Source organism: Actinomycetota bacterium, assembly GCA_036280995.1.
Classification (GTDB): Bacteria; Actinomycetota; CALGFH01; order CALGFH01; family CALGFH01; genus CALGFH01.
Genome location: DASUPQ010000937.1, coordinates 1 through 20,746, shown reverse-complemented (window position 1 = coordinate 20,746; position 20,746 = coordinate 1). Strand labels below are relative to the sequence as shown.

Sequence of the window (20,746 nt, the reverse complement as noted above, 5' to 3'; positions counted from 1 at the left end):
GTTCGGCCTCGCCCACCCCCAGCCCCTCTACGAACCGGTCCACCAGGCCTACACCGAGAAGTACGGCCCGCCGCCCGAGGAGGACCCGGCCAGCCACCCCGCCGCCGTGACGGACACAGCAGCCTCGTCGCCTCGACCTGTCCCACCGGCGCCCCGCCACCGAAGCCTGGCGGCGCTGGTCTGGGGTCCACGGTTCGTGGCGACGATCCACGCCCATCTGCCCGGGCTGCGGCTGGCCGCACGGCTGGTCATGGCTGCCGCCCTGCCCCCCGCACCGGCCTGACCGACATCGCAGCCTCGTCATGCCGCGTGCCTGACGAGGTGGCTCCGCGTCGCTGGAGAGAGGAGATGAGGCTCAGCGCTGCTGGAGATAGGACATGAGGACCTTCGCCTCGCCTCGCAGCCGCTCGGCGTGCTCCAACTGGCCGGTGTGCTCGTAACCGGCCGCGGCGGTCTCCCGTTCGGCGATCTCGGCCCGAACGACCTCCTCCACCTGCTCCCCGGTGAGGCTGCGCCGCTCCATGTCGGTCGCACCAACCCCCGCCACCGTCCCCGCGAACGGCGGGTCGCCCCCCGGCCCCGCGGGCTTCGGGGACGGATCGGTTGGCGGCGGTCGGGCGGCCGGCGGTGACGCCCGGGACGGGTCGACGGCTTCGGCGTTGGCGATCGCGGCCAATGCCGAACGCAGGGCGGCGACGGCCATGCGATCCCGGGCCTTCATGGCCACCGGCAGCGCCCGGCTGAGCCGTTCGCGCAGGTGCTCGGCGCCGCCATCGGTCATGGCGGGCGCGGCGGGGGGCCGAGGCCGCGGCGGCAGGTCTCGCAGTCGGAGCGGCCGCAGGCGCGCTGGTAGTCGCCCTGGTCGAGGGCGGCGAGGATGATCTCCACCAGCGCCCGCTGCCGGTCGAGGTCGGCCGGGCCGAGGGCGCGTGTCTCCAGGACCGGCTCCTCTCCGCCCAGGTAGCAGTAGGAGACCACGCACCGGTCCCCCGGCAGCTCCCCGAGCTCACGCAGGGCGAGGGCGTAGAGGGCGAGCTGGTCCAGCCCGCCCACGGCCTGGTCGACCCGCCGGCCGGTCTTCCAGTCCACCAGCTCGACCTCGGCGGGCCCGGTCCCGTCCGATCGGAAGATGGCGTCGACGCGCCCTCGGACCACCCATGGGCCGATGCGGAGGATCACCCCGACCTCGGCGTCGGGTGGAGGGAGGGTGGCGTAGCGGGTGGCCGCGAAGTTCCGCCGGGCCCGTTCGATCAGCTCAGGATCGGCGTGGCCGCCTGCCTGGTCGCCGGCGAGGTCGTCGGTGTCCATCAGGTCGGGGAGGCTGCGGGCCCGCTGCTCCAGCAGGCGGTGGATCACGGTGCCGAGCCTGGCGGCGGGCCTGGGCGCCGTCGGCAGCGGACGGACCACCGACCAGTAGAAGTCCCGCGGGCAGCGGGCATAGTCGAGCACCTGGCTGACCGAGAGGATCCGGGGCGGCTCGACCCTGGCCGGTGTCGGGTCGACCCGGGCCGCGTCGAGCAGGTGCCACCCGGCTTCGGCGGCGGCCCGGAAGGCGTCGGCCTGGCCCGGCGGCACCCTGGACTCGAGCGTCCCCGGCACGGCGCGTTCCAGCTCCACCGCGGCGGCGAGGCCCTCGGGGAACACCGGGTCGTCGGCGTCCTCGGGCCGGCGCCCCGGATGGGGCCAGCTGACCCGCTCCCTGAGCCGTTCGGTGAGCGGGCTGGCGACCGGCTTCTCGGCCTGGACGAGGACGTCCACGGCCGGATGGCCGGCGGCTTCGCGCCAGAACGGCCCTGGGCCCTTCGGGGTCTTCTCCGAGCCCTGGTACCACCAGGCCGAGGTGAGCACGAGCAGCTGCTTGGCCCGGGTGATGGCGACGTAGAACAGCCGCCGCTCGTCCTCGAGGGCCCGCTCCTCCAGCTCGGTCCGGAACGCCCGCGCGTTGCCGCCGAAGCGGGGGAGGTGGCCGGCGTCCTCACGCAGCTCGTAGGGGAAGCCCTGGGCGCGGCGGGGGTCGGCGACCCTGGCGTCGGGGAAGATCCCGTACCGGGGCGAGCCGTCCTTGCCGGTGCCGGCCGAGAGGCCGGCCACCGCGACCATCGGGAACTCCAGGCCCTTGGCCATGTGCACGGTCATCAGCTTGACCGAGTCGGCCGGGGCCGGCTGCACCGCCTCGACCGGCTCGGAGGCGTCCTCGACCGCGTCCAGGTAGACGAGGAAGGCGCCCAGGGACGGGTCGCCCTGGACCGGGGCGAACGCCGCCACCCGGTCGAGGAAGGTGGCCAGGTTCTGGCGGGCGGTGATGGCCCGGCGGTCCCGGGACGCCTCCAGCTCGGCCCACACGCCGGTGCGCTCCAGGATGGTCTGGACCAGGTCGAGCAGGGGCCCGCGGGCGGCCGCGCGCAGCTCCCGCAGTTCCTCGCAGAACGCGCCCAGGCGGTGGCGCGCCTCCTCGTCGAGGCCCTCGACCTCGTCCAGGTGGTCGAGCGCCTCGGCCAGGGCGAAGCTGACGTCGCCCGGGTCGGGGTCCTCGCCGGGCAGCTCGTCCTTGAGGCCCCAGTTGTGGCGCGACGCCCAGCGGGCCAGCCGGACGAGGTGGCGGGGGCCGATCCGCCAGCGGGGGCCGAGGAGGAGCCGGGCCAGGGCGACGTTGGCGCCCGGGTCGGCGACCACGCGCAGGGTGGAGACGAGGTCGACGATCTCGGGGGTCTCCAGCAGGCCGGACAGGCCGACGACCTCGACCGGGACGCCCCGCTGCTCGAGCGCCTCCCGCAGGGGGCCGAGGAGCCGCTTGGACCGGACGAGGACGGCGACGTCGCGCCACTCGGGCCAGCTGCCGTCGGGCAGGCCGGTCTCGTGGGCCTGCACGACCTGGTCGGCCACGAACGCGGCCTCGGCGAACTGGTCCGAGAGCAGGGCCGCCCGCACCGCCCCCCCGGCCGCGCCCGGTCTGGCCACCAGCGAGGTCCCCCCGCGCCGCTCCTCCGGGATCCGGTCGATCACCGAGTTGGCCAGGGCCAGGATCCGCGGCCCCGACCGGAAGTTGGTCGACAGCGGCAACGGCGCCCCGGCCGGGGATGCCGGGTCCTGACCGCGACCTGGCGCGGGTACGGGGACGGGCCCAGGTCCGGACGAGGGAGCGGCCGGGACCGGCGCGAGGCCAGGGACCGCCGGGTCCGCGGTTGCCGGGGTGGGTGGGAAGTGGTCGGCGAACGACAGGAGGTTGTACATGGTGGCGCCGCGGAAGGCGTAGATCGCCTGGCGGGCGTCGCCGACAGCCATGATGGAGGCGCCGGGCGGGCAGATCCGCTGCATGAGCCGGCGCTGGGCGACGTTGGTGTCCTGGTACTCGTCGAGCAGGACGTGCTGGAACCGGGTGCGGAGCTCGTCGAGCAGTTCCGGATGGCCTTCCACCAGCTCGACCGCCTTGGCCACCTGGTCTCCGAAGTCGAGGCGGCCCCGCCGCCGCTTCTCGGCCGCGTAGCGCTCGACCAGGCGGGCAAGCTCGATCCGCTCCTTGGCCGCCTGGAGCATCCAGTCGGGCAGCCGCTCGCCCTCGTCGGCCCGCTGGAGGAGGCGGCGGGACGCCGCCACGACCCGCTCGGCGGGGACGACGTGGTCGGCGCAGGCCGACGCCAGCTCGAGGGTCTTGCGGATGGTCGCCCCGGCGGTGCGGACGCTGAGGTGCTCGAACCGCTCGCTGTCGAGGATCCCGAGCAGGATCTGGTACTGCTGGGCCTCGCTGAGGAGGTCGGCGTCGACCTCGACCCCCACCCGGATCCCGTACGCCTTGACGAGGTCGGCCGCGAACGCGTGGTAGGTGTCGACGGTGACCTCGTCGCCGGCGTCGACCGGGATGTCGGCGAGCGCCTCCCGGACCCTTGTCTCCAGCTCGCCGGCGGCCTTGTTGGTGAAGGTCAGGCCCAGGACCGACGCCGGCGCGACCCCGAGCCGCTCCACCAGGTAGACGATGCGGGCCGCCATCACGGCGGTCTTGCCCGACCCGGCGCCGGCGATGACGTGCACCGGGCCGATCGGGGCGGTGATCGCGGCGAGCTGCTCGGGGGTGGGGTCCTGGCCCCGCAGCGCCGCCCGGACCCCCGGGGTGACCACACCGGTGAGGGTGGCGCTCATCGTTCTCCCCTGCCGTTCCGCACCGCCGACCCGGCCGCCGGCGCGCCACCGGGCACCGGGCCGCCACCGGGCCCCGGGTCGCCCGGCGCGGGGCCGGCCGCAGGGTTCCCGCCCAGGCCGGTGCCGGCCTCCGGGGTGCCGGCCACCGGGGTGCCGCCGGAACCCAGGCCGGACGGGGGATGGGCCGGGGCCAGGAACTCCTCGCCCTGGGGCCACATGGGGCAGATGGGCTTGAAGGCGCACATCCGGCAGTCGGCGTGGGGGTCGGGGTCGAAGGACTCGGCGGCCGCTCCGTCGAGCAGGGCCAGCAGCCGCCGCTCGACCTGGCTGGCGTGGTCCGGGCCCGGGTGCTGGCTCACCCTGGTGAACCGGCCGTGCATGACCCTTGCCGGGTACACGAGCTGCATCTCGACCGGGTGGCCGAGCGCCGCGAGCTCGGGGTCGCGCAGGGCCGCCAGGTAGTAGATGGCGAGCTGGAGGGAGCGCTCGGCCTCCTCCTCGGACGCGGGGTAGCGGGCGGTCTTGTAGTCGAGCAGGACGATGCCGTCGTCCGGGCCCCGGTCGACCCGGTCGATGCGGCCCCGGACCAGGTGCCCTCCGACCTCCATCTCGAACCCGACCTCGAACCGCAGGGCACGGCGGGCCGCCTCGGCCTCGCCGCGGTGCCACAGCTCCAGCATGCCCATGCCGTCGCGCCAGTACTGGTGGGCGATGGCCCGGGACGGGAACCAGGCGGGATTGAACCGCTGCCGGTAGGCGGCCTTCAGATCGTCGGGCTCGTTGGCGATGTCGCCCCTGGCGGCCAGCTCGAAGATGGTGTGCATGAGCCGGCCAAAGGCCATCTGGTAGGAGGAGCGGTCGTCGAGCCCGGCCACGCTGCCGAAGAAGTACTTCAGGTGGCAGTCCTCGTAGGTCCCGATCCGGGAGTAGGAGGTGCGCAGGCGCCCCTCGGCGGCGATCGGCTCGGGGTCGACGGTGTAGTCCCGGCGCCACCACCAGGTGGCCGGGTCGACGCCGGGGATGGCGGCCAGGGTGGCCGCGGCGGCCAGCCGTTCGGCCGCCGGCCGGTCCCGGTCGCCGGCAACCCGGCGGAGGGCACCGGCGGCCTCCAGCGATCCGAGCGGGGCCGTCTCCGGGGCTGGCGGGTCGGCGGGGAGCTCGAGGCCGAGCTCGCGGAGGAACCGGGACGGCTCGCCACGGCCGTCGACGCGGGAGGCCGTGAAGACCACCCGGTCCCGGGCGCGGCTGGCCGCGAGCGTGAAGCGCCGCCGCTCGGCGTCGAGGAGCTCGTTGGCGCGGGCCACCGGGCCCGGGTCGCCGTCGAGCCGCCAGGCCTCGAACAGCCCCTGCGGGCGGGCGGTCATGGGCAGCGCCCCCTCCAGGCACCCGGTGACGATCACCAGGTCGAACTCCTGGCCCTTGGCGGCGTTGACCGACAGCACGGCGACGGTGTCGTTCCTGGTCATCCCCGGAGGCAGCCAGGGGTCGCTGGCGAAGTCGGCCCGCTCGACCACGTCGAGGTAGGTGCGCATGCTGGCCCCTGGCCGGCCGTCGACGAACAGGCCGAGGGCCCGGGAGAAGGCCGTCAGGGCGTCGAGCTGGCGTTGCACGTCGGCGTCGGTGGGGTCGACCTCGGCCCGCAGGATCAGCTCGGAGAAGGCGGGCGCGGTCCGCCACACCTCCCAGAAGCAGGCGTCGGCGTCCAGCTCCGCGACCCAGCGCTCGGCCCCTTCGAGCAGGTCGCACAGCGCCTGGACCCTGGCCACGAGCCCTGGGTCGAGCACCAGGGCCGACCCGGTCCGGGCCGGTCCCACCTCTCCCCCATCGCCGTCGGCCGTGGAGGCCTCCGCGGCCTCCGATTCCTCGGGGCCTGCGGCCTCCGGACCTGGAGTGTCCCGGCCACCGCCTTCGGGGTCGGCCGGGTCGAGGTCCGGTTCCGCGGGAGGTGGGGGGACGGCGCGGGCGCGGACATGGTCGGCGAGGGAGCGGTCGGCGAGGAGGGCGGCGCGGCGGAGGGCACGCAGCTCGCCAGGGTCGAGGCCGCCGAGGGGGGAGGTGAGGAGGGTGGGGAGCAGCTCGTCGGCGCGGGCCGGGTCGAGGGCCAGGCGGAACAGGTCGAGGACGTGCCCGACGACCGGCTCGGCCACCAGCTGGCGCTCGCCGGCGCCCAGCCGGTAGGGAACGCCGAACCGCTCAAGGGCCCGGCGGGTGGGCGCGCTGAGCCGCCGGGTCGACGGCAGCAGGACGGCCATCCGGCCGTAGGGGACGCCGTCCCGTTCGTGGGCGACCTTGAGCAGGCGGGCGTTCGCCTCCGCCTCCTCGGCCGGACCGGGGTGGCGGGCGGCCTCGACGATCGTGGTACCGCCCCCGGTGAGGGCGACGACCGGGCCGGGGCCGGCTGCCTGGAGGCGCCGCACGGCGTCGAGTCCGGGACCGCCGAGCCGCCGGCTGCGCTCGAGCAGGACCACGCTGGCGCCGAGGTCCTTGGCCAATGCCGGCAGCGCCCCCGGGGTGGCACCACGGAAGGTGTCGGTGGCGCCCGCCGGGTCGCCGGCCAGGATCGCCCTGGTGCCGCCATCCACCAGCAGCGTGAGCAGCCGGCGCTGGGCGGGGTCGAGCTCCTGCGCCTCGTCGACCAGGATCGTGCCGACCTGCGCGACCGTGGCCGCGAGGATGTCGGGATGGTCCTCGAGCAGGTCGCCGGCCTGAAGGATGAGGCCGGCCTGGTCGACGGAGTCCTGGAGGGCGAGATGCTCGCCGTAGAGGGTGAGGAAGGCCGCGACCGGGACCCAGTTGGGGCGCGCCTCGGTGGCGGCCCGCTCGAGCAGCTCCTCGGGGTCGAGGAGGCGGCGCTCGCAGGCGAGGACGAACTCGGCCAGCTCGTCGGTGAACGCGCGGGTGTCGACGAGGGGCGCGAGCGGGCCCCAGTCGACCTCGGTCTGGTCGAGGGTGAGCAGGGAGCGGACCAGCGACCACTGTTCCGGGCCGCTCAGCGGGCGCGGTTCGCCGCGGTAGTCGAGCAGGTCGGCGTGGCTGGTGACGAGGCCGCGGGCGAACGCGTACCAGGTCATGCAGCCGAGGGCACCACCCGAGGCGCCGCCGAGCGCGGCCAGGAGCCGCTCGGTGGAGGCGACGGCGCCCTGGCGGCTGGAGGTCATGAACCGGGCGATGCCCCCCGGGTGGGCCAGGAGGCGGTGCATGGTCGCCTCGAGCAGCGCCGTCTTGCCGCTGCCCGGCCCGCCGAGGATGACCACGTTGCCGGGCGGGAGCATCCCCGCCAGCTCGGCGGGAGGGCCGTCGGGAAGGGCGACGGGCCCTGCGCCGGGAAGTTCGGCGATGACCGAGCCCGCCGCCGGAACCGCGCCGGAGGCGGCCCGGACGGCGCTGGGCCGGCCGCTGGGCGGCTGGTTCGGGGTGGGCACGCTTGGCCGGTTCATGATGCGGGCATCCTAGCGAGCGACTATGACGCTGGCTGGGCGCTGTCCACAGTCCCTTGGGTCATTCGCGCGATCCGGCGGGCGGGTGGCGGGCTGTGGACGGACCGGCGCGGCGGTCGGGGCCGGGGCCTATGCTTCGCCGGGTGTCGCGGTGCCCGCCGAGGGCGCCCCGTGAGGATCTCGAGGACATGAAGGAGGAGACGACGCCGAGGAAGTCGATGCCAACCTGGCTGGACCGCCACCGGCTGGTCCCGGTCCTGTTGCTGCTCGTCCTGGCCCTCGTGGGGATGGCCGGGTGCGAGGGCTTCGTCGAGGACGTCGGGAGCGGGGGCGGCAACGGCGGAGCGGGCAGGGCGCCGGCCGATCTGAGCACCAGCAAGGCCGAGCGGGCGGCCTGGCCGGACGCGCCCAAGGACGCGGTCCGGGCCGAGGTGCAGCGGGTCTCGGACGGCGACACGTTCGTCGCCATGGTGCGGGGCCGGAAGGAGCGGGTCCGGGTGATCGGGGTCGACACGCCGGAGTCGGTGTCGCCCAACCAGCCGGACGAGCCGTTCGGCGAGGAGGCGTCGGACTTCGCCAGGCACTACCTGGACGGGGAGACCGTGCGCCTCGCAGGAGACGCCGAGCCACGGGACCGGTACGGCCGGATGCTGGCCTACGTGTGGCTGGACGACGGGACGTTCTGGAACGCGCTGCTGGCCGCCGAGGGATACGCGCAGCAGCTCACGGTCCCGCCGAACGTCACCTACGAGCGGCTGTTCCGCCGCCTGGTCGCCGAGGCGCGCCGCGAGGACCGCGGCCTCTGGGCCCAGGAGAACCAGTCCGGTTCGTGAGGGCCGCCGGCACCGCCGCCGCAAGGGGAGGCCCTGAGCGGAGCGGGGCAGGGCGGGCTGTCCGGCGCGAACCGGGCCCGCGAACTGCCCGGAACGTCGCCCGCGAACCGGCCGGAACGTAAAGGACGGCCTGCCGTCCGGGGGGTCCCGGTAGTCCCCCAACCACCGGTCCACTCACCGGACGGCGCGGCCGTCGCTAGGCGAACGTGCTTCCCGCGCCTCCCGTGTCCTCTCGGCCTAGGCCGAACGGCCCAGGCCGTCCTGCGGGCGGAAGGGGTCCTCTTGGAACGCCCCCCAGCGCCCGTTCGGACCAGCTCCGTGTTCGCCTATCAAGCGTAAGGGGTCGTTCCCGTTCTTGGCCTCCCTCGTCGCCAAATCGTTATCAGCCAAAGTACCAGATTCGGTCGACGTATCCCAGGCCGGACCATGCCGCGCCGTCCGTCCCCGATCAACCGGCGGGACGCTCGGTCAAGGTGGCCGTAATGGTGGTTTCGTTCCCCCCTTGGACGATGCCGAGCGTGATCTTGTCGCCGGGCTGGTGGTTCCGGATGGCGGCGATCATCTCGCTGTAGTTCTCGATCGCCTTGCCGTCGATCGAAGCCACCAGGTCGCCGGGCTGGATGCCGGCATTCGCCGCCGGGCTGCCGGGCGCGACCTCCTGGATGAGGGCGCCGTCGCGGCCGCCGGTGGTGAGCGACGGCGTCACGCCGAGGTAGCCGATCTGGAGCTGCTCGCCCTTGACGATGGCCGCGGCCGACTTGGCGGCGATGTCGATCGGGACGGCGAAGCCGATGCCGACGTTGCCGTTGGAGTTGGCGCCGGGGCGGATGGCGCTGTTGATGCCGATGACGCGGCCCTGCCGGTCGGCGAGCACGCCACCGGAGTTGCCCGGGTTGATCGGGGCGTCGGTCTGGATGACCTCGCGGCCGTCCTCAAGGACGCGGTCGGTGGAGCTGACGATGCCGGCGGTCACGGTCTCGTTGAGGCCGAAGGGACTGCCGATGGCGATCGCGAGCTGGCCGACCTGGAGGTCCTGGCCGATGCCGAGCGGCGCCGCCCTGAGACCGGTGCGGTCGACCTTGACCACGCCGACGTCGTTGCGCTCGTCGGTGCCGACGACCTCGCCCTGCAGCTCGGTGCCGTCGTAGAGCCGGACCTCGACCTGGTCGACGCCCTGGATGACGTGGGCGGCGGTCATGATGTAGCCGTTCTCGTCGTAGACGAAGCCGGAGCCGGCGCCGTTGTCGCGACGGATCTCGACCACGGTGGGAAGCAGGGCCTTGGCCACGACGGCGGCCGGCTCCTGGCCCGAGGCCGAGCCCGAGGGGACGGGAGTCCCGGACGCGGGGGCCGCGGTCGGGATGCCGGCGCCCGACGGGGTGGCGTCGTCGTCGAGCGCCCGGCTGATCCCGAAGCCGGCGGCGAGCAGGACCACACCGGCCACGGCGCCAGCCACCCAGCGGGACGGGCGGCGGCCGCTGGGCGAGCCGGCGTCGGCCGGTCGCGAGCCCCAGGCGGGGACGGTCGGGTACCCGCCGCCGCTGCCGCCCTGGCCCCAGTCGGCCTGGGGCTGGTCGGGCCGGGGCTCGGGGTCCCTGGGCTGGGCGGCCGGGGTGGGCTGCTGGGTCCAGGACGGTCCCTGGGCGGCCTTGGGCTGGGTCCAGGCGGCGGCGTCGGCGGGGGCCGGGGACGCATCCCAGGACGACGGCGCCTGGCCCCAGGACGACGGCCAGGCCTCGTCGGCCGGTCCGGGCTGCGACGCCGCGGGCGGTAGGGGCTGCGGGTCCACGGGGGTGCCGGCGGGCTGGTCGGGGGCGGTCTCGGGGCGGGGGTCGCGGGGAAGAGGTTGGGTCTGGGTGTCGGAGTCCTGGGAGCGCGATGGCTCCAGGCCGTCGCGAATGGACATTCGGTCGCCTCCTGCGGGGTCGAACATGGCAAGCCTCGTGGTCGAGCGTAGGCAGCGACCGCTAAAGCACCAGTAAGCCGAGCCTCAAGGCGAGATAAGGGCGGGAAGGCGACCGGGAGCCGTGGGGCGGGCCGGGACCGCGGCGGCGAACCGCCGCGGCGCCTACTCCGACCCGGGGCCGAACGACGGCCTGGTGCGGGCGCGCTCGGCGGGGGTGAGGGCGGGGGCCGGGGGGCGGGGGGTCGTCCCGGGGGTGGGGGTGGGGGTGGGGGTGACGGGGAGCCAGATGACGAAGGAGGAACCGACGCCGACCTTGGACTGGAGGCGGATCTGGCCGCCGTGGCTCTCGACGATCTGGCGGACGATGGCCAGGCCGAGGCCGGTGCCGCCGTCGGCGCGGGCGCGGGCGCGGTCGGCGCGCCAGAAGCGGTCGAAGACGTGGGGCTGGTCCTCGGGGGCGATGCCCGGGCCCTCGTCGGCGACGGCGATCCAGGCGCGGTGGCCTTCGCTGCCGGTGGCGAGGCGGATGCGGGAGCCCTCGGGGGCCAGGCGGACGGCGTTCTCGAGCAGGTTGGCCACGGCCCGCTTGAGGGCGTCGCGGTCGCCGGTGACGGTCACGCCGGGGGCGATGGCCCGGTCGAGGACGATGCCGCGGGCGGCCGCCGGGACCACGAAGTCGTCGCTGGCCTCGGCCACGGCGGCGCCGAGGTCGACCGGTTCGTGCTCCAGGGTCGGCTCCTGACGGCGGGCCAGGGCCAGCAGGTCGTCGACCAGGCGGGCCATGCGGTCGCTGGCCCGCTGGACCACCGTGATGGTGTGGCGCAGGTCGTCGGGGTCGGCGTGGGGGTCGGCGAGGGCGACGTCGACGTTGGTGCGGATGATGGCCAGCGGATTTCGCAGCTCGTGGGAGGCGTCGGCGACGAACTGGCGCTGGGCGGCGAAGGCGGCGTCCAGGCGGGCCAGCATGGCGTCGAAGGTGTCGGCCAGCTGCTTCAGCTCGTCGTCGGGGCCGGGCAGCTCGATGCGGCGCGACAGGTCGGTGGCCTGGATGTCGCGGGCCACCGAGGTGATGCGGCCGATGGGCCGCAGCACCCGGCCGGCGACCACCCAGCCGACGCCCAGGCTGGCCACGAACAGCACCCCGAGGGCGCCGAAGGAGTAGTTGCGGAGCTTGGTCAGGGTCACCGAGTGGACGAAGCGGGCGAACTCCTTGGCCTGGAAGTAGTCGATGGTGACGCAGTCGTCGCTGAAGGGTCGGCACCACCGCCGGGTGTAGGTCGGCGAGGGCGGCTCGCCGCGCAGCGACATCATCAGCACCAGGTAGATGGCGGCCACCACCACCGCGGCCAGGCCGAACAGCACCGCCGAGTACAGCAGGGTGTAGCGGAAGCGGATCGACCGGGCCCACTCCGGCAGCCGGTCGACCAGCCAGCCGGGCGGGTTCATGGCTGCTCGCGCAGGCGGTAGCCGCGACCGACGACCGTCTCGATCGGCTGGTCGTCGCCGGCGTCGGCCAGCTTGCGGCGCAGCGTCATCACGGTGACCCGCACGGTGTTGGTGAAGGGGTCGGCGTTCTCGTCCCAGACGTGCTCCAGCAGCTCCTCCTGGCTGAGGACCTGCCCGGGCCGGGACATGAAGTAGCGCAGGAGCGCGAACTCCTTGGGCGTCAGGGGCAGCTGGCGGCCGTCGCGGCGGGCGTCGTGGCGGGAGCTGTCCAGCTCGATGTCCCCGACCCGCAGCACCGCCCCGGAGCGGCCGGCGTCGCGGCGCAGCAGGGCCCGCACCCGCGCCGTCAGCTCGTCGAAGTCGAACGGCTTGACCAGGTAGTCGTCGGCGCCCTCGTCCAGCCCGGTGATCCGGTCGCGGGTCGAGTCGCGGGCGGTCAGCATCAGCACCCGGGTCGGCTGGCCGACATCGTCGGCCCGGATGCGCCGCACCACCTCGATGCCGTCCACCTTGGGCAGGTTCAGGTCGAGGCAGACCACGTCGTAGTCGTTGACGCTCGCCTTGTCGACGGCCTCGTCACCGTCGTAGGCGACGTCCACGGCGTAGCCCTCCCGACGCAGGCCGCGCGCGATCGCGTCGGCCAGGTCGGCCTCATCCTCGACGACCAGCACCCGCATGCCTGAAATGGTAGGCCAACGCCATCAAGCAGGTGTAAGAGGCCCGCTTGTTAGACTGCGACATGGCCTCCGACATCAACCGGGCCGGAGCCGGCGTCCTCGTGGCCATCGGTGGTGCGGAGGACAAGCTCGGCCACCGGACCATCCTCAACCGCTTCGTGCAGCTCGCCGGCGGCGGGCGGGCGCGGATCGCGGTGATCGCGGCCGCCTCCTCGCTCGGCGACGAGATCCTCGGGCTGTACCGGCGGGTGTTCACCGAGCTGGGCGCGGCCGAGGTCATCGGGCTGCGGCCCGCGACCCGCGAGGAGGCGGAGGCACCGGGACCGGCCGAGGCCGTCGCCGGGGCCACCGGGGTGTTCATGACCGGCGGCAACCAGCTCCGGCTGTCGATGGTGGTGAGCGGGACCCGGCTCGGGGCGGCCCTGGTGGACGCGCACCGGCGGGGGGCGGTGGTCGGCGGCACCTCGGCCGGGGCGAGCGCCCTGAGCTCCCACATGGTCGCCTTCGGCGGCCCCGGGGAGGTTCCCAAGCAGCGCCTGGCCCACATGGCGGCGGGTCTCGGGCTGCTGCCCGGCGCCGTCATCGACCAGCACTTCACCCAGCGCAACCGGCTGGGACGGCTGCTGCTGCTGGTGGCCGAGTCCCCCAGCCAGCTCGGCATCGGCATCGACGAGGACACGGCGGCCATCATCAGCCCCGACGGTGTGCTCGAGGTGCTGGGGAAAGGGACGGTCACGGTGGTCGACGGGTCCAGGGCCCAGTCGGACGCGTTCGAGGTCAGGGCGCGGCGGCCGGTGCTGGTGTCGGGCGTCGTCCTGCACGCCCTCCCGCCGGGCTACCGCTTCGACCTCGGCGCCCGGGTCCTGCTGCCCCGGCTGCAGGCGGTCGCGACCCCGAGGCGGCAGGCACGCCAGGAGGCGGCCGAGGAGTGGCCGGCCGGGCAGCGGGCGCGCCGCCGCCGCGGCCGTGGCGGCGAGGAGCAGGAGGCATCGCAATGAGCGACGACCTGGCCGAAGACCTGGCCGGCGCCCGAGCGGCAACCTCGTCCGCCGATGGGCGGGCCCCCAAACGGGAGGGTAGCCGCCGGCGGGAAGGCGCGCGACCGGCTGTCCACAGCCCCGGGCCCGGCAGCCCCCAGCCCGGCAGCCCCCAGCCCGACAGCCCCGGGCCCGGCGGCCCTCGGCCCGACCTGCGGATCCTGGAGGCCCGCGTCTACCGGGGGCCCAACTTCTGGTCGTACGACAAGGCCATCCACCTGCTGGTCGACCTCGGCTCGCTGGAGGACTTCCCCTCGAACACGATCCCGGGCTTCACCGACGACCTGCTGGAGCTGCTGCCCGGTCTGGTCGACCACACCTGCGGGGTCGGCCGGCGGGGCGGGTTCGTGGAGCGGCTCCGCGAGGGCACCTGGCTGGGGCACGTGGCCGAGCACGTCGCCCTCCAGCTCCAGCGGGAGGCCGGCGGGGAGCAGCGCCGGGGCAAGACCCGCAGCGCCCGCACGCGCGGCCAGTACAACGTGATCTACGGCTACGGCGACGACCAGGTCGGGCTGGCCGCCGGCCGCCTGGCCGTGCGGCTGGTCAACCACCTGGTCGAGCGGGAGCCGGGCTTCGACTTCGAGGCCGAGCTGGAGCGGTTCATCCTGCGGGCCGAACGGACCGCCTTCGGCCCCTCGACCCAGGCCATCGTCGACGAGGCGGCGGCCCGCGACATCCCCTGGCTGCGGCTGAACGAGTACTCGCTCGTCCAGCTCGGCCAGGGCATCTACCAGCAGCGCATCCGGGCCACCATGACCTCCAAGACGAGCTCGCTGGCGGTCGACGTGGCCGGCGACAAGGAGCTGACGACCCGGCTGCTGGCCGCGGCCGGGCTGCCCGTGCCCCGCTCCTACCCGGTCCGGTCGGCCGAGGACGCCCTGGCCGCGGCCCGGCGCCTCGGGTTCCCGCTGGTGGTGAAGCCGCTGGACGGCAACCACGGCCGCGGCGTGCACCTCGACCTGCGCAGCGAGGAGGAGGTGGCCGCCGCCTTCCCGGCCGCCCAGGCCGAGGCCCGGCGGGGCACGGTCCTGGTCGAGACCTATGTGGCCGGCAACGACTACCGGGTGCTGGTGGTGGGCGGCAGGATGGTGGCCATCGCCGAGCGGGTCCCGGCCCATGTGGTCGGCGACGGCGAGCACACCGTGGCCGAGCTGGTCGGGATCACCAACGCCGACCCGCGCCGCGGCGTCGGCCACGAGAAGGTCCTGACCCGCATCCGGGTCGACCAGGCCGCGGTCGAGCTGGTCCGCGACCAGGGCTTCGAGCTGGACGACGTGCCGCCCGAGGGCGCCATGGTCAAGCTGACCCTGACCGGCAACATGTCGACCGGCGGCATCTCGATCGACCGGACCGACGAGGCCCACCCCGACAACGTGGAGATCGCCGAGGAGGCGGCCCGGGTGGTCGGGCTCGACGTGGCCGGGATCGACTTCATCGCCCCCGACCTGGCCGAGCCGGTGCGCGAGAGCGGCGGGGCGATCGTGGAGGTCAACGCCGCCCCCGGCTTCCGCATGCACACCCACCCGACCGTTGGCGAGCCCCAGTACGTGGCCAAGCCGGTGGTCGACCTCCTGTTCCCGCCCGGCACCCCGTCGCGCATCCCGATCGTGGCCGTGACCGGCACCAACGGCAAGACGACCACGGCCCGGATGGTCGCCCACATCTTCAAGGGGATGGGCCGCCAGGTCGGCCTGACCTCGACCGACGGCATCCTGATCGACGAGCGGCTGGTGGTCACGGCCGACGCCTCGGGGCCGCGCTCGGCCCGGATGGTGCTGCAGAACCCGCGGGTCGACTTCGCCGTGTTCGAGGTGGCCAGGGGCGGGATCCTGCGCGAGGGCCTCGGCTACGAGCGCAACGACGTCGGGGTGGTCCTCAACATCGGCGCCGACCATCTCGGGCTGCGCGGCATCGACACCCTCAAGCAGCTGGCCGCGGTCAAGCAGGTGGTGATCGAGGCCGTCCCCCGCGACGGCCACGGGGTCCTCAACGCCGACGACCCGCTGGTCGCCGGGATGCGACGGCACTGCTCGGGCGAGCTGGTCTACTTCTCCATGCAGGACGGCAACGAGCTGGTCGAGAGCCACTGCCGCCGGGGCGGGCGGGCGATCGTGCTCGAGGACGGCCGCCTGGGCGAGGGGATCGTGCTGCGCCAGGGCCGGCGCTCGACCCTGATCGCGCCCACCGGGGCGGTCCCGGCGACCTTCGGGGGCCGGGCCCGCATGAACGTGGCCAACGCCATGGCCGCGGCCGCGGCCGCCCTGGCCGCAGGCGCCCACGTCCACGACATCCGGGCCGGCCTGCGCTCGTTCACCACCTCCTACGAGGTGGCCCCGGGGCGGCTCAACCTGTTCGAGGTGGACGGCTACCGGGTGATCGTCGACTACTGCCACAACGCGGCCGGCATGCGCATGCTCGGCGACTTCGTCGACCGCCTGGCCACCCCGCCCAAGGGGGGCGACATCATGGCCAGGCGGCGGACCGGGGTGATCGCCAGCCCCGGCGACCGCCGCGACAAGGACATCCGCGAGCTGGGCGAGGTGGCGGCCCGCCACTTCGACGCCCTGATCGTGCGCGAGGACCGCAACCTGCGCGGCCGCGAGCCGGGCGAGGTGGCCGAGCTGGTGGCCGCCGGCGCCCGGGCCGGGGCCGCCGACGGGGGCCGCTGCCGCAGCCTGGAGGTGGTGCTGGACGAGCTGGAGGCCTCCCGCCTCGCCCTCGACCGGGCCAACCCGGGCGACCTGGTGGTGCTCTGCGCCGACCAGGTCGAGAGCATCGTGGACGAGCTGCAGTCCCGGTCTAGGGCGTCCGGAGCCGCTGGCGCAGGGGCTTGATCCGCAGGATCAGCCGCTCGGACTGGATCTGGTTGCGGTACTCGTGGCCGTTGTACTTCATCGACAGCTCGTCGATGTGCGCCCTGGCCTCGGGGCCGGCGACGGTCTCGACCACCTCGCCGCGGACCTCGGCGTAGCGGTAGGGGTCGCCGGCGTCCCAGATGGTGACCGTGACCCGCGGGTCGCGGCGGATGTTCTTCACCTTCTGGCGGTGGGTCTCGGTGTTGATGACGACGTGCTCGTCGTCGCAGTCGATCCACATGACGTGGGACATGGGCTGGCCGTCGGGCAGCAGCGTGGTCAGGACGGCGAAGTTCCGTTCCTTGGCCAGCTGGCGCACGCCTTCTTCGAGCACGGGGACCTCCAGGGGTGCGGCGGGTGGCGGGTCCCGGTGAGGCTACCCGCCGCGGGCTTCGACTACCCGGGCCCGGAGCCGGCCGGGGTCGAGCAGGGTGGCGCCCTGCTCGCTGAGCCAGGCGAGGATCTCGGCCCGCTCGGCCGGGGCCATGAGGGCGATCACGTCGCCCGGCCCGGAGGAGGCGGCCAGGGCCTGGAGGCTGGCCAGCTCGCCCGGGTAGGTGGGCACGTCGAGGACGCCGACCGTGGCCGCACCCTCGCGCAGCAGCCCGACCAGCTCGCCGGGGTCGCGGCCGCGCAGGTACTTGTGCTTCTCGCCGACCACGATCCGGTCGGCGCCCCTGGCCGCCAGCTCGCCCAGGGAGCGGATCAGCTCGTCGGAGCGGTCCCCGGCGGTGCCGACGCTGGCCAGCACCCGGCCGCCGGGCAGGCGCAGGCCCCTGGCCACCTCCAGCAGGGCGAGCAGGCTGGCCTCGTTGTGGGCCATGTCGACGATCACCGCCCGGCCGCCCAGGTCGAGGATGTTCATGCGGCCCGGGTTCTGGCCCGGGTCGGGCCGGAACCCGCGCAGCCCGTCCAGCACCGCCTCGGTGGGCAGGCCGATGGCGATGCCGGCGGCGGCCGCGGCCAGGGCGTTGGCCACGTTGAAGGAGGCCAGGCCGGCCAGGGTGACGGGCACGTCGAGGACGGGCAGGAGCCGGTCGACCCGGCCCCTGGTCAGCACGACCAGGTCGCCGTCGAGCACGGTGGCGGCGCGCCCGCCCTCGGTCTGGGCCTCGCGCAGCCCGGGCGCGTCCGGGTCGAGGCCGAACACGAACGGGCGGGCCCGTGACAGCCGGCGCATGGCCAGGGTCCGCGGGTCGTCGGCGTTGAGCACCACCCAGCCGCCGGCGCGGGTGATCCGCACGATCGTGGCCTTGACCTCGGCCAGCTGGTCAAGGGTGTGGATGCCGCCGAGGCCGAGGTGGTCGGCGGAGATGTTGGTGACCACGGCCACGTCGTTGTGGGTGACGCCGACCCCGCGGCGCAGGATGCCGCCCCGGGCCGTCTCGAGCACGGCCAGCTGGATGCCGGGCTGGGCCAGGACCCGGGCGGCCCCGCCCGGCCCCGACCAGTCCCCCTCGTCGACCAGCTCGCCGTCCAGGTAGATGCCGTCGGTGTTGGACCAGCCGACGCGCAGCCCGGCGCACAGGCCCATGTGGGCGATGAGCCGCGTCACCGTCGTCTTGCCGTTGGTGCCGGTCACCGCCACCGTCGGGATCCTGGGCGCGGGCAGCGACGGGCCCGGGCCGGGCTCGACGTCGCGCAGCGCCGTCCCGCGCTGCCCGACCCGCTCGGCCAGGCCGGGGGCGGCGATGTCGGCGACCAGCTCGGCGACGGCCCGGCCCAGGGCCTCGGCGGCGTGCTGGCGGCGCCACGGGTAGGCGACCACCACCTGGGCCGGCTCGGGGCCGGGGCGGCTGCGCACGGCCAGCGCCCGCACCCCGGCCGCGGCCGCGGTCCGCCGGACCAGGTGGGCCAGGAGCCTGGTGGCGAAGCGGCGCCGCTGCTCGCCCCCGGGCGGGCCCGGCGCCCCGGCCATCAGGCCGACCTCGCCGGCCACCGCCGCCGCCCGCTCCTCGGGCAGCGACAGCAGCGCCGGCACCTCCAGGGTGAGCTTGATCGCCGGGCGGGGGAAGTACAGGTTGGCCCCGTCGAGCACGCGCAGCTCGACCAGCGTTGGCTCCGCCGTCTCGGCCATGGCCCGGACATTATCCGGTAGGGTTCCCTCATGATCGGATCGGCGGGCACCACCAAGGTGGCGGTGGTGGGGGCCGGCAGCGTCGGGGCCACCTGCGCCTACGCCTGCCTGATCCAGGGGATCGGGCGGACCATCGCCCTCTACGACATCAACGCCGCCAAGACCCGGGCCGAGGTGCTCGACCTCAACCACGGCCTCCAGTTCGTCCCCCAGGCCACCGTCGTCGGCTCCGACGACGTCGAGGTCTGCCGCGGGGCCGACCTGGTCGTGATCACCGCCGGGGCCAAGCAGAAGCCCGGGCAGACCCGCCTGGAGCTGGCCGAGGCCAACGTCAACCTCTCCAAGGCGATCGTCCCGCGGCTGCTCGAGGTCGCCCCCGAGGCGATCCTGCTGCTGGTCACCAACCCGGTCGACGTCATCACCTACGCGGCTCTGAAGATCTCGGGCCTGCCGCCCCAGCGGGTGTTCGGGTCGGGCACGGTGCTGGACAGCTCGCGGCTGCGGCTGCTGGTCGCCGACCACTGCGGCGTGGCCGTGCAGAACGTCCACGCCTACATCGCCGGCGAGCACGGGGACTCCGAGGTCCCCCTGTGGAGCAGCGCCTCCATCGGGTCGGTGCCGCTGCTGGCCTGGGACGTCCCCGGCCGGCCCCCGCTGGACGCGGCCGCCCGCGAGGACATCCACCGCCGGGTGGTCGGCGCGGCCAGCGAGATCATCCGCGGCAAGGGCGCCACCAATTACGCGGTCGGGCTGGCCGCGGCCCGGATCGTCGAGGCCGTCCTGCGCGACCAGCGCCAGGTGCTGCCCGTCAGCTCCCTGCTCGACGGCCAGGCCGGCATCGACGACGTCTGCCTGTCGCTGCCGTCGGTGGTGGACCGCCTCGGCGTCGAGATGGTCCTGCCCAGCCCGATGTCGGCCGAGGAGGTCGCGGGCCTGCGCCGCTCGGCCGAGACGGTCAAGGGCGTCATCAAGAGCGTCGGCCTGTGACCGACCCCAGGGCCGAGCCGGCGAGCCTGCTGGCGCCGCTGCGCGAACGCTTCGACGACGTCCTGGCCCGGATCGAGGAGCTGGTCAACATCGACTCCGGCTCGTTCACGACCGCGGGCGTGAACCGGGTCGCCGACCTGTGCCAGACCCGCTTCGAGGCGGGTGGCTGGGAGGTGGAGCGCCACCAGCACCGCCCGGACCAGGAGTGGGCCGGCGCCCCCCTGGGCGACATGGTGGTCGGCCGGCGGGCCGGGGCCCGGCCGGTGGCCGACGGCGGGCGGCGCCTGCTGCTGCTGGCCCACATGGACACGGTGTTCGACGAGGGGACGGCCGCCGCCCGGCCGTTCCGGACCCGGGACGGGCGCGCCTACGGGCCCGGCGTGACCGACGACAAGGCCGGGGTCGTGTGCGGGTTCGAGGCCGTCGAGGTCCTGTGCGACCTGGCCGGGTTCGACGACTTCGCCGCCATCACGCTCGTCTGCTCGCCCGACGAGGAGATCGGCTCGCCGTTCAGCCGGCCGCTGATCGAGGCCCTGGCCGGCGACCACGACATCGCCGTGGGGCTGGAAGCGGCCCGGGTCAACGGCGCCCTGGTCTCGGCCCGCAAGGGCATCTCGGCGTTCACCGTCGAGGTCACCGGCAAGGCCGTCCACGCCGGGGTCCGCCCCACCGAGGGGGTCAACGCCCTCCTGGAGGCGGCCCACAAGACGGTCGCCCTGCAGGGCCTGAACGGCCGCTGGGACGGGGTGACCTGCAACGTCGGCGTGCTCCGGGGCGGCAGCCGGACCAACGTGGTCGCCGACCGGGCGACCATGCAGGTCGAGGTCAGGGCGGCGACAACGGCCGCCTTCGACCAGGCCATGGACGAGGTCGGGCGGATCGTGGCCGCGACCACGGTCTCCGGCGCCCGGGCCGAGCTGCTGCCCGCCCACCGCCACCCGCCGATGGAGCGCACCGAGGCCGTGGCCGCGCTGGTCGCCGAGGCCCGGGCCGTCGCCCGCGACCTCGGGTTCGAGGTCGGCGAGGCGGCCACCGGCGGGGCCGGGGACGCCAACACCACCGCCGCCGCCGGCCTGCCCACGATCGACGGCCTGGCCCCGGTGGGCGGCGAGGCCCACGGGCCGACGGAGTGGCTCGATCTTGAGAGCGTCGTCCCGCGCACCGCCCTCCTGGCCGGGCTGCTGGCCCGCCTGGGGGCCAACGGGTAGTCCCCGGGGGTCCGCAGGTCGCCATCTATACTGGCAGCACCCATGATCCGGACCCGAGCGCGGTTGGTCACGCCGGTCAGGCGCCTCGTCCAGCTCCTGCTGGTCGCCTTCGTGGTGATCTATTTCGTGCTCCCCCAGATCGCCGGGGC

The 20,746-nt window shown here is 74.8% G+C and carries 14 protein-coding genes; 6 read left to right on the top strand and 8 right to left on the bottom strand.

Annotated elements, in window-relative coordinates; translation table 11 throughout:
* Positions 1-283 (top strand): hypothetical protein (locus VF468_31210; GenBank protein HEX5882755.1); only part of this gene is annotated, 283 nt, incomplete at its 5' end.
* A gap of 72 nt (positions 284-355) precedes the next feature.
* Here VF468_31210 and VF468_31205 read toward each other — a convergent pair.
* From VF468_31205 to VF468_31195, 3 genes are read right to left on the bottom strand one after another with little or no spacing between them, the layout of a single operon-like run.
* Positions 356-781, bottom strand: coding sequence for a hypothetical protein (locus tag VF468_31205; GenBank protein ID HEX5882754.1), 426 nt, complete (start codon positions 779-781; stop codon positions 356-358).
* A complete protein-coding gene (locus VF468_31200) occupies positions 778-4,134 on the bottom strand; it encodes an ATP-dependent DNA helicase (GenBank protein ID HEX5882753.1) in 3,357 nt (1,118 codons plus the stop codon). Before VF468_31200 ends, VF468_31205 begins: the two co-directional genes overlap by 4 nt.
* Positions 4,131-7,571, bottom strand: a complete 3,441-nt coding sequence (locus tag VF468_31195; GenBank protein ID HEX5882752.1) for an ATP-dependent DNA helicase — start codon at positions 7,569-7,571, stop codon at positions 4,131-4,133. Before VF468_31195 ends, VF468_31200 begins: the two co-directional genes overlap by 4 nt.
* A 188-nt stretch (positions 7,572-7,759) precedes the next feature.
* Between VF468_31195 and VF468_31190 the strand changes: the two genes are divergently transcribed.
* Positions 7,760-8,404, top strand: coding sequence for a thermonuclease family protein (locus VF468_31190; protein ID HEX5882751.1), 645 nt, complete (start codon positions 7,760-7,762; stop codon positions 8,402-8,404).
* Positions 8,405-8,852: 448 nt separating this feature from the next.
* Here VF468_31190 and VF468_31185 read toward each other — a convergent pair whose 3' ends face one another.
* From VF468_31185 to VF468_31175, 3 genes are all read right to left on the bottom strand, one after another.
* Positions 8,853-10,310: a trypsin-like peptidase domain-containing protein gene (locus VF468_31185; protein ID HEX5882750.1), complete on the bottom strand. Its 1,458-nt coding sequence runs from the start codon at positions 10,308-10,310 to the stop codon at positions 8,853-8,855.
* Between the two features lie 162 nt (positions 10,311-10,472).
* Positions 10,473-11,756, bottom strand: coding sequence for a HAMP domain-containing sensor histidine kinase (locus VF468_31180; protein HEX5882749.1), 1,284 nt, complete (start codon positions 11,754-11,756; stop codon positions 10,473-10,475).
* Positions 11,753-12,433 (bottom strand): response regulator transcription factor, encoded by a 681-nt coding sequence (locus VF468_31175; GenBank protein ID HEX5882748.1) that lies wholly within the window; start codon positions 12,431-12,433, stop codon positions 11,753-11,755. Before VF468_31175 ends, VF468_31180 begins: the two co-directional genes overlap by 4 nt.
* A gap of 62 nt (positions 12,434-12,495) precedes the next feature.
* On the opposite strand from VF468_31175, the gene VF468_31170 reads away from it, so the two are divergent.
* Positions 12,496-13,431 carry a cyanophycinase gene (locus tag VF468_31170; GenBank protein HEX5882747.1) on the top strand — a complete coding sequence of 312 codons (936 nt, stop codon included), beginning with the start codon at positions 12,496-12,498 and terminating at the stop codon, positions 13,429-13,431.
* Positions 13,428-16,304, top strand: a complete 2,877-nt coding sequence (gene cphA, locus VF468_31165) for a cyanophycin synthetase (protein ID HEX5882746.1) — start codon at positions 13,428-13,430, stop codon at positions 16,302-16,304. Before VF468_31170 ends, cphA begins: the two co-directional genes overlap by 4 nt.
* Here cphA and VF468_31160 read toward each other — a convergent pair.
* The gene (locus tag VF468_31160) at positions 16,270-16,659 is read right to left on the bottom strand and encodes a PPOX class F420-dependent oxidoreductase (protein ID HEX5882745.1); all 390 of its coding nucleotides are present in this window, start codon (positions 16,657-16,659) and stop codon (positions 16,270-16,272) included. The genes cphA and VF468_31160 overlap by 35 nt on opposite strands.
* 42 nt (positions 16,660-16,701) lie before the next feature.
* A complete protein-coding gene (locus tag VF468_31155) occupies positions 16,702-18,402 on the bottom strand; it encodes a Mur ligase family protein (protein ID HEX5882744.1) in 1,701 nt (566 codons plus the stop codon).
* 30 nt (positions 18,403-18,432) lie between these two features.
* On the opposite strand from VF468_31155, the gene VF468_31150 reads away from it, so the two are divergent.
* Together VF468_31150 and VF468_31145 are read left to right on the top strand one after the other, a co-directional pair.
* Complete coding sequence (locus VF468_31150; protein ID HEX5882743.1) at positions 18,433-19,389, top strand: L-lactate dehydrogenase; 957 nt, start codon at positions 18,433-18,435, stop codon at positions 19,387-19,389.
* Entirely contained in the window at positions 19,386-20,597 is a 1,212-nt protein-coding gene (locus tag VF468_31145) for a M20 family metallopeptidase (GenBank protein HEX5882742.1), read from the top strand. Before VF468_31150 ends, VF468_31145 begins: the two co-directional genes overlap by 4 nt.
* Positions 20,598-20,746 lie beyond the last annotated feature (149 nt).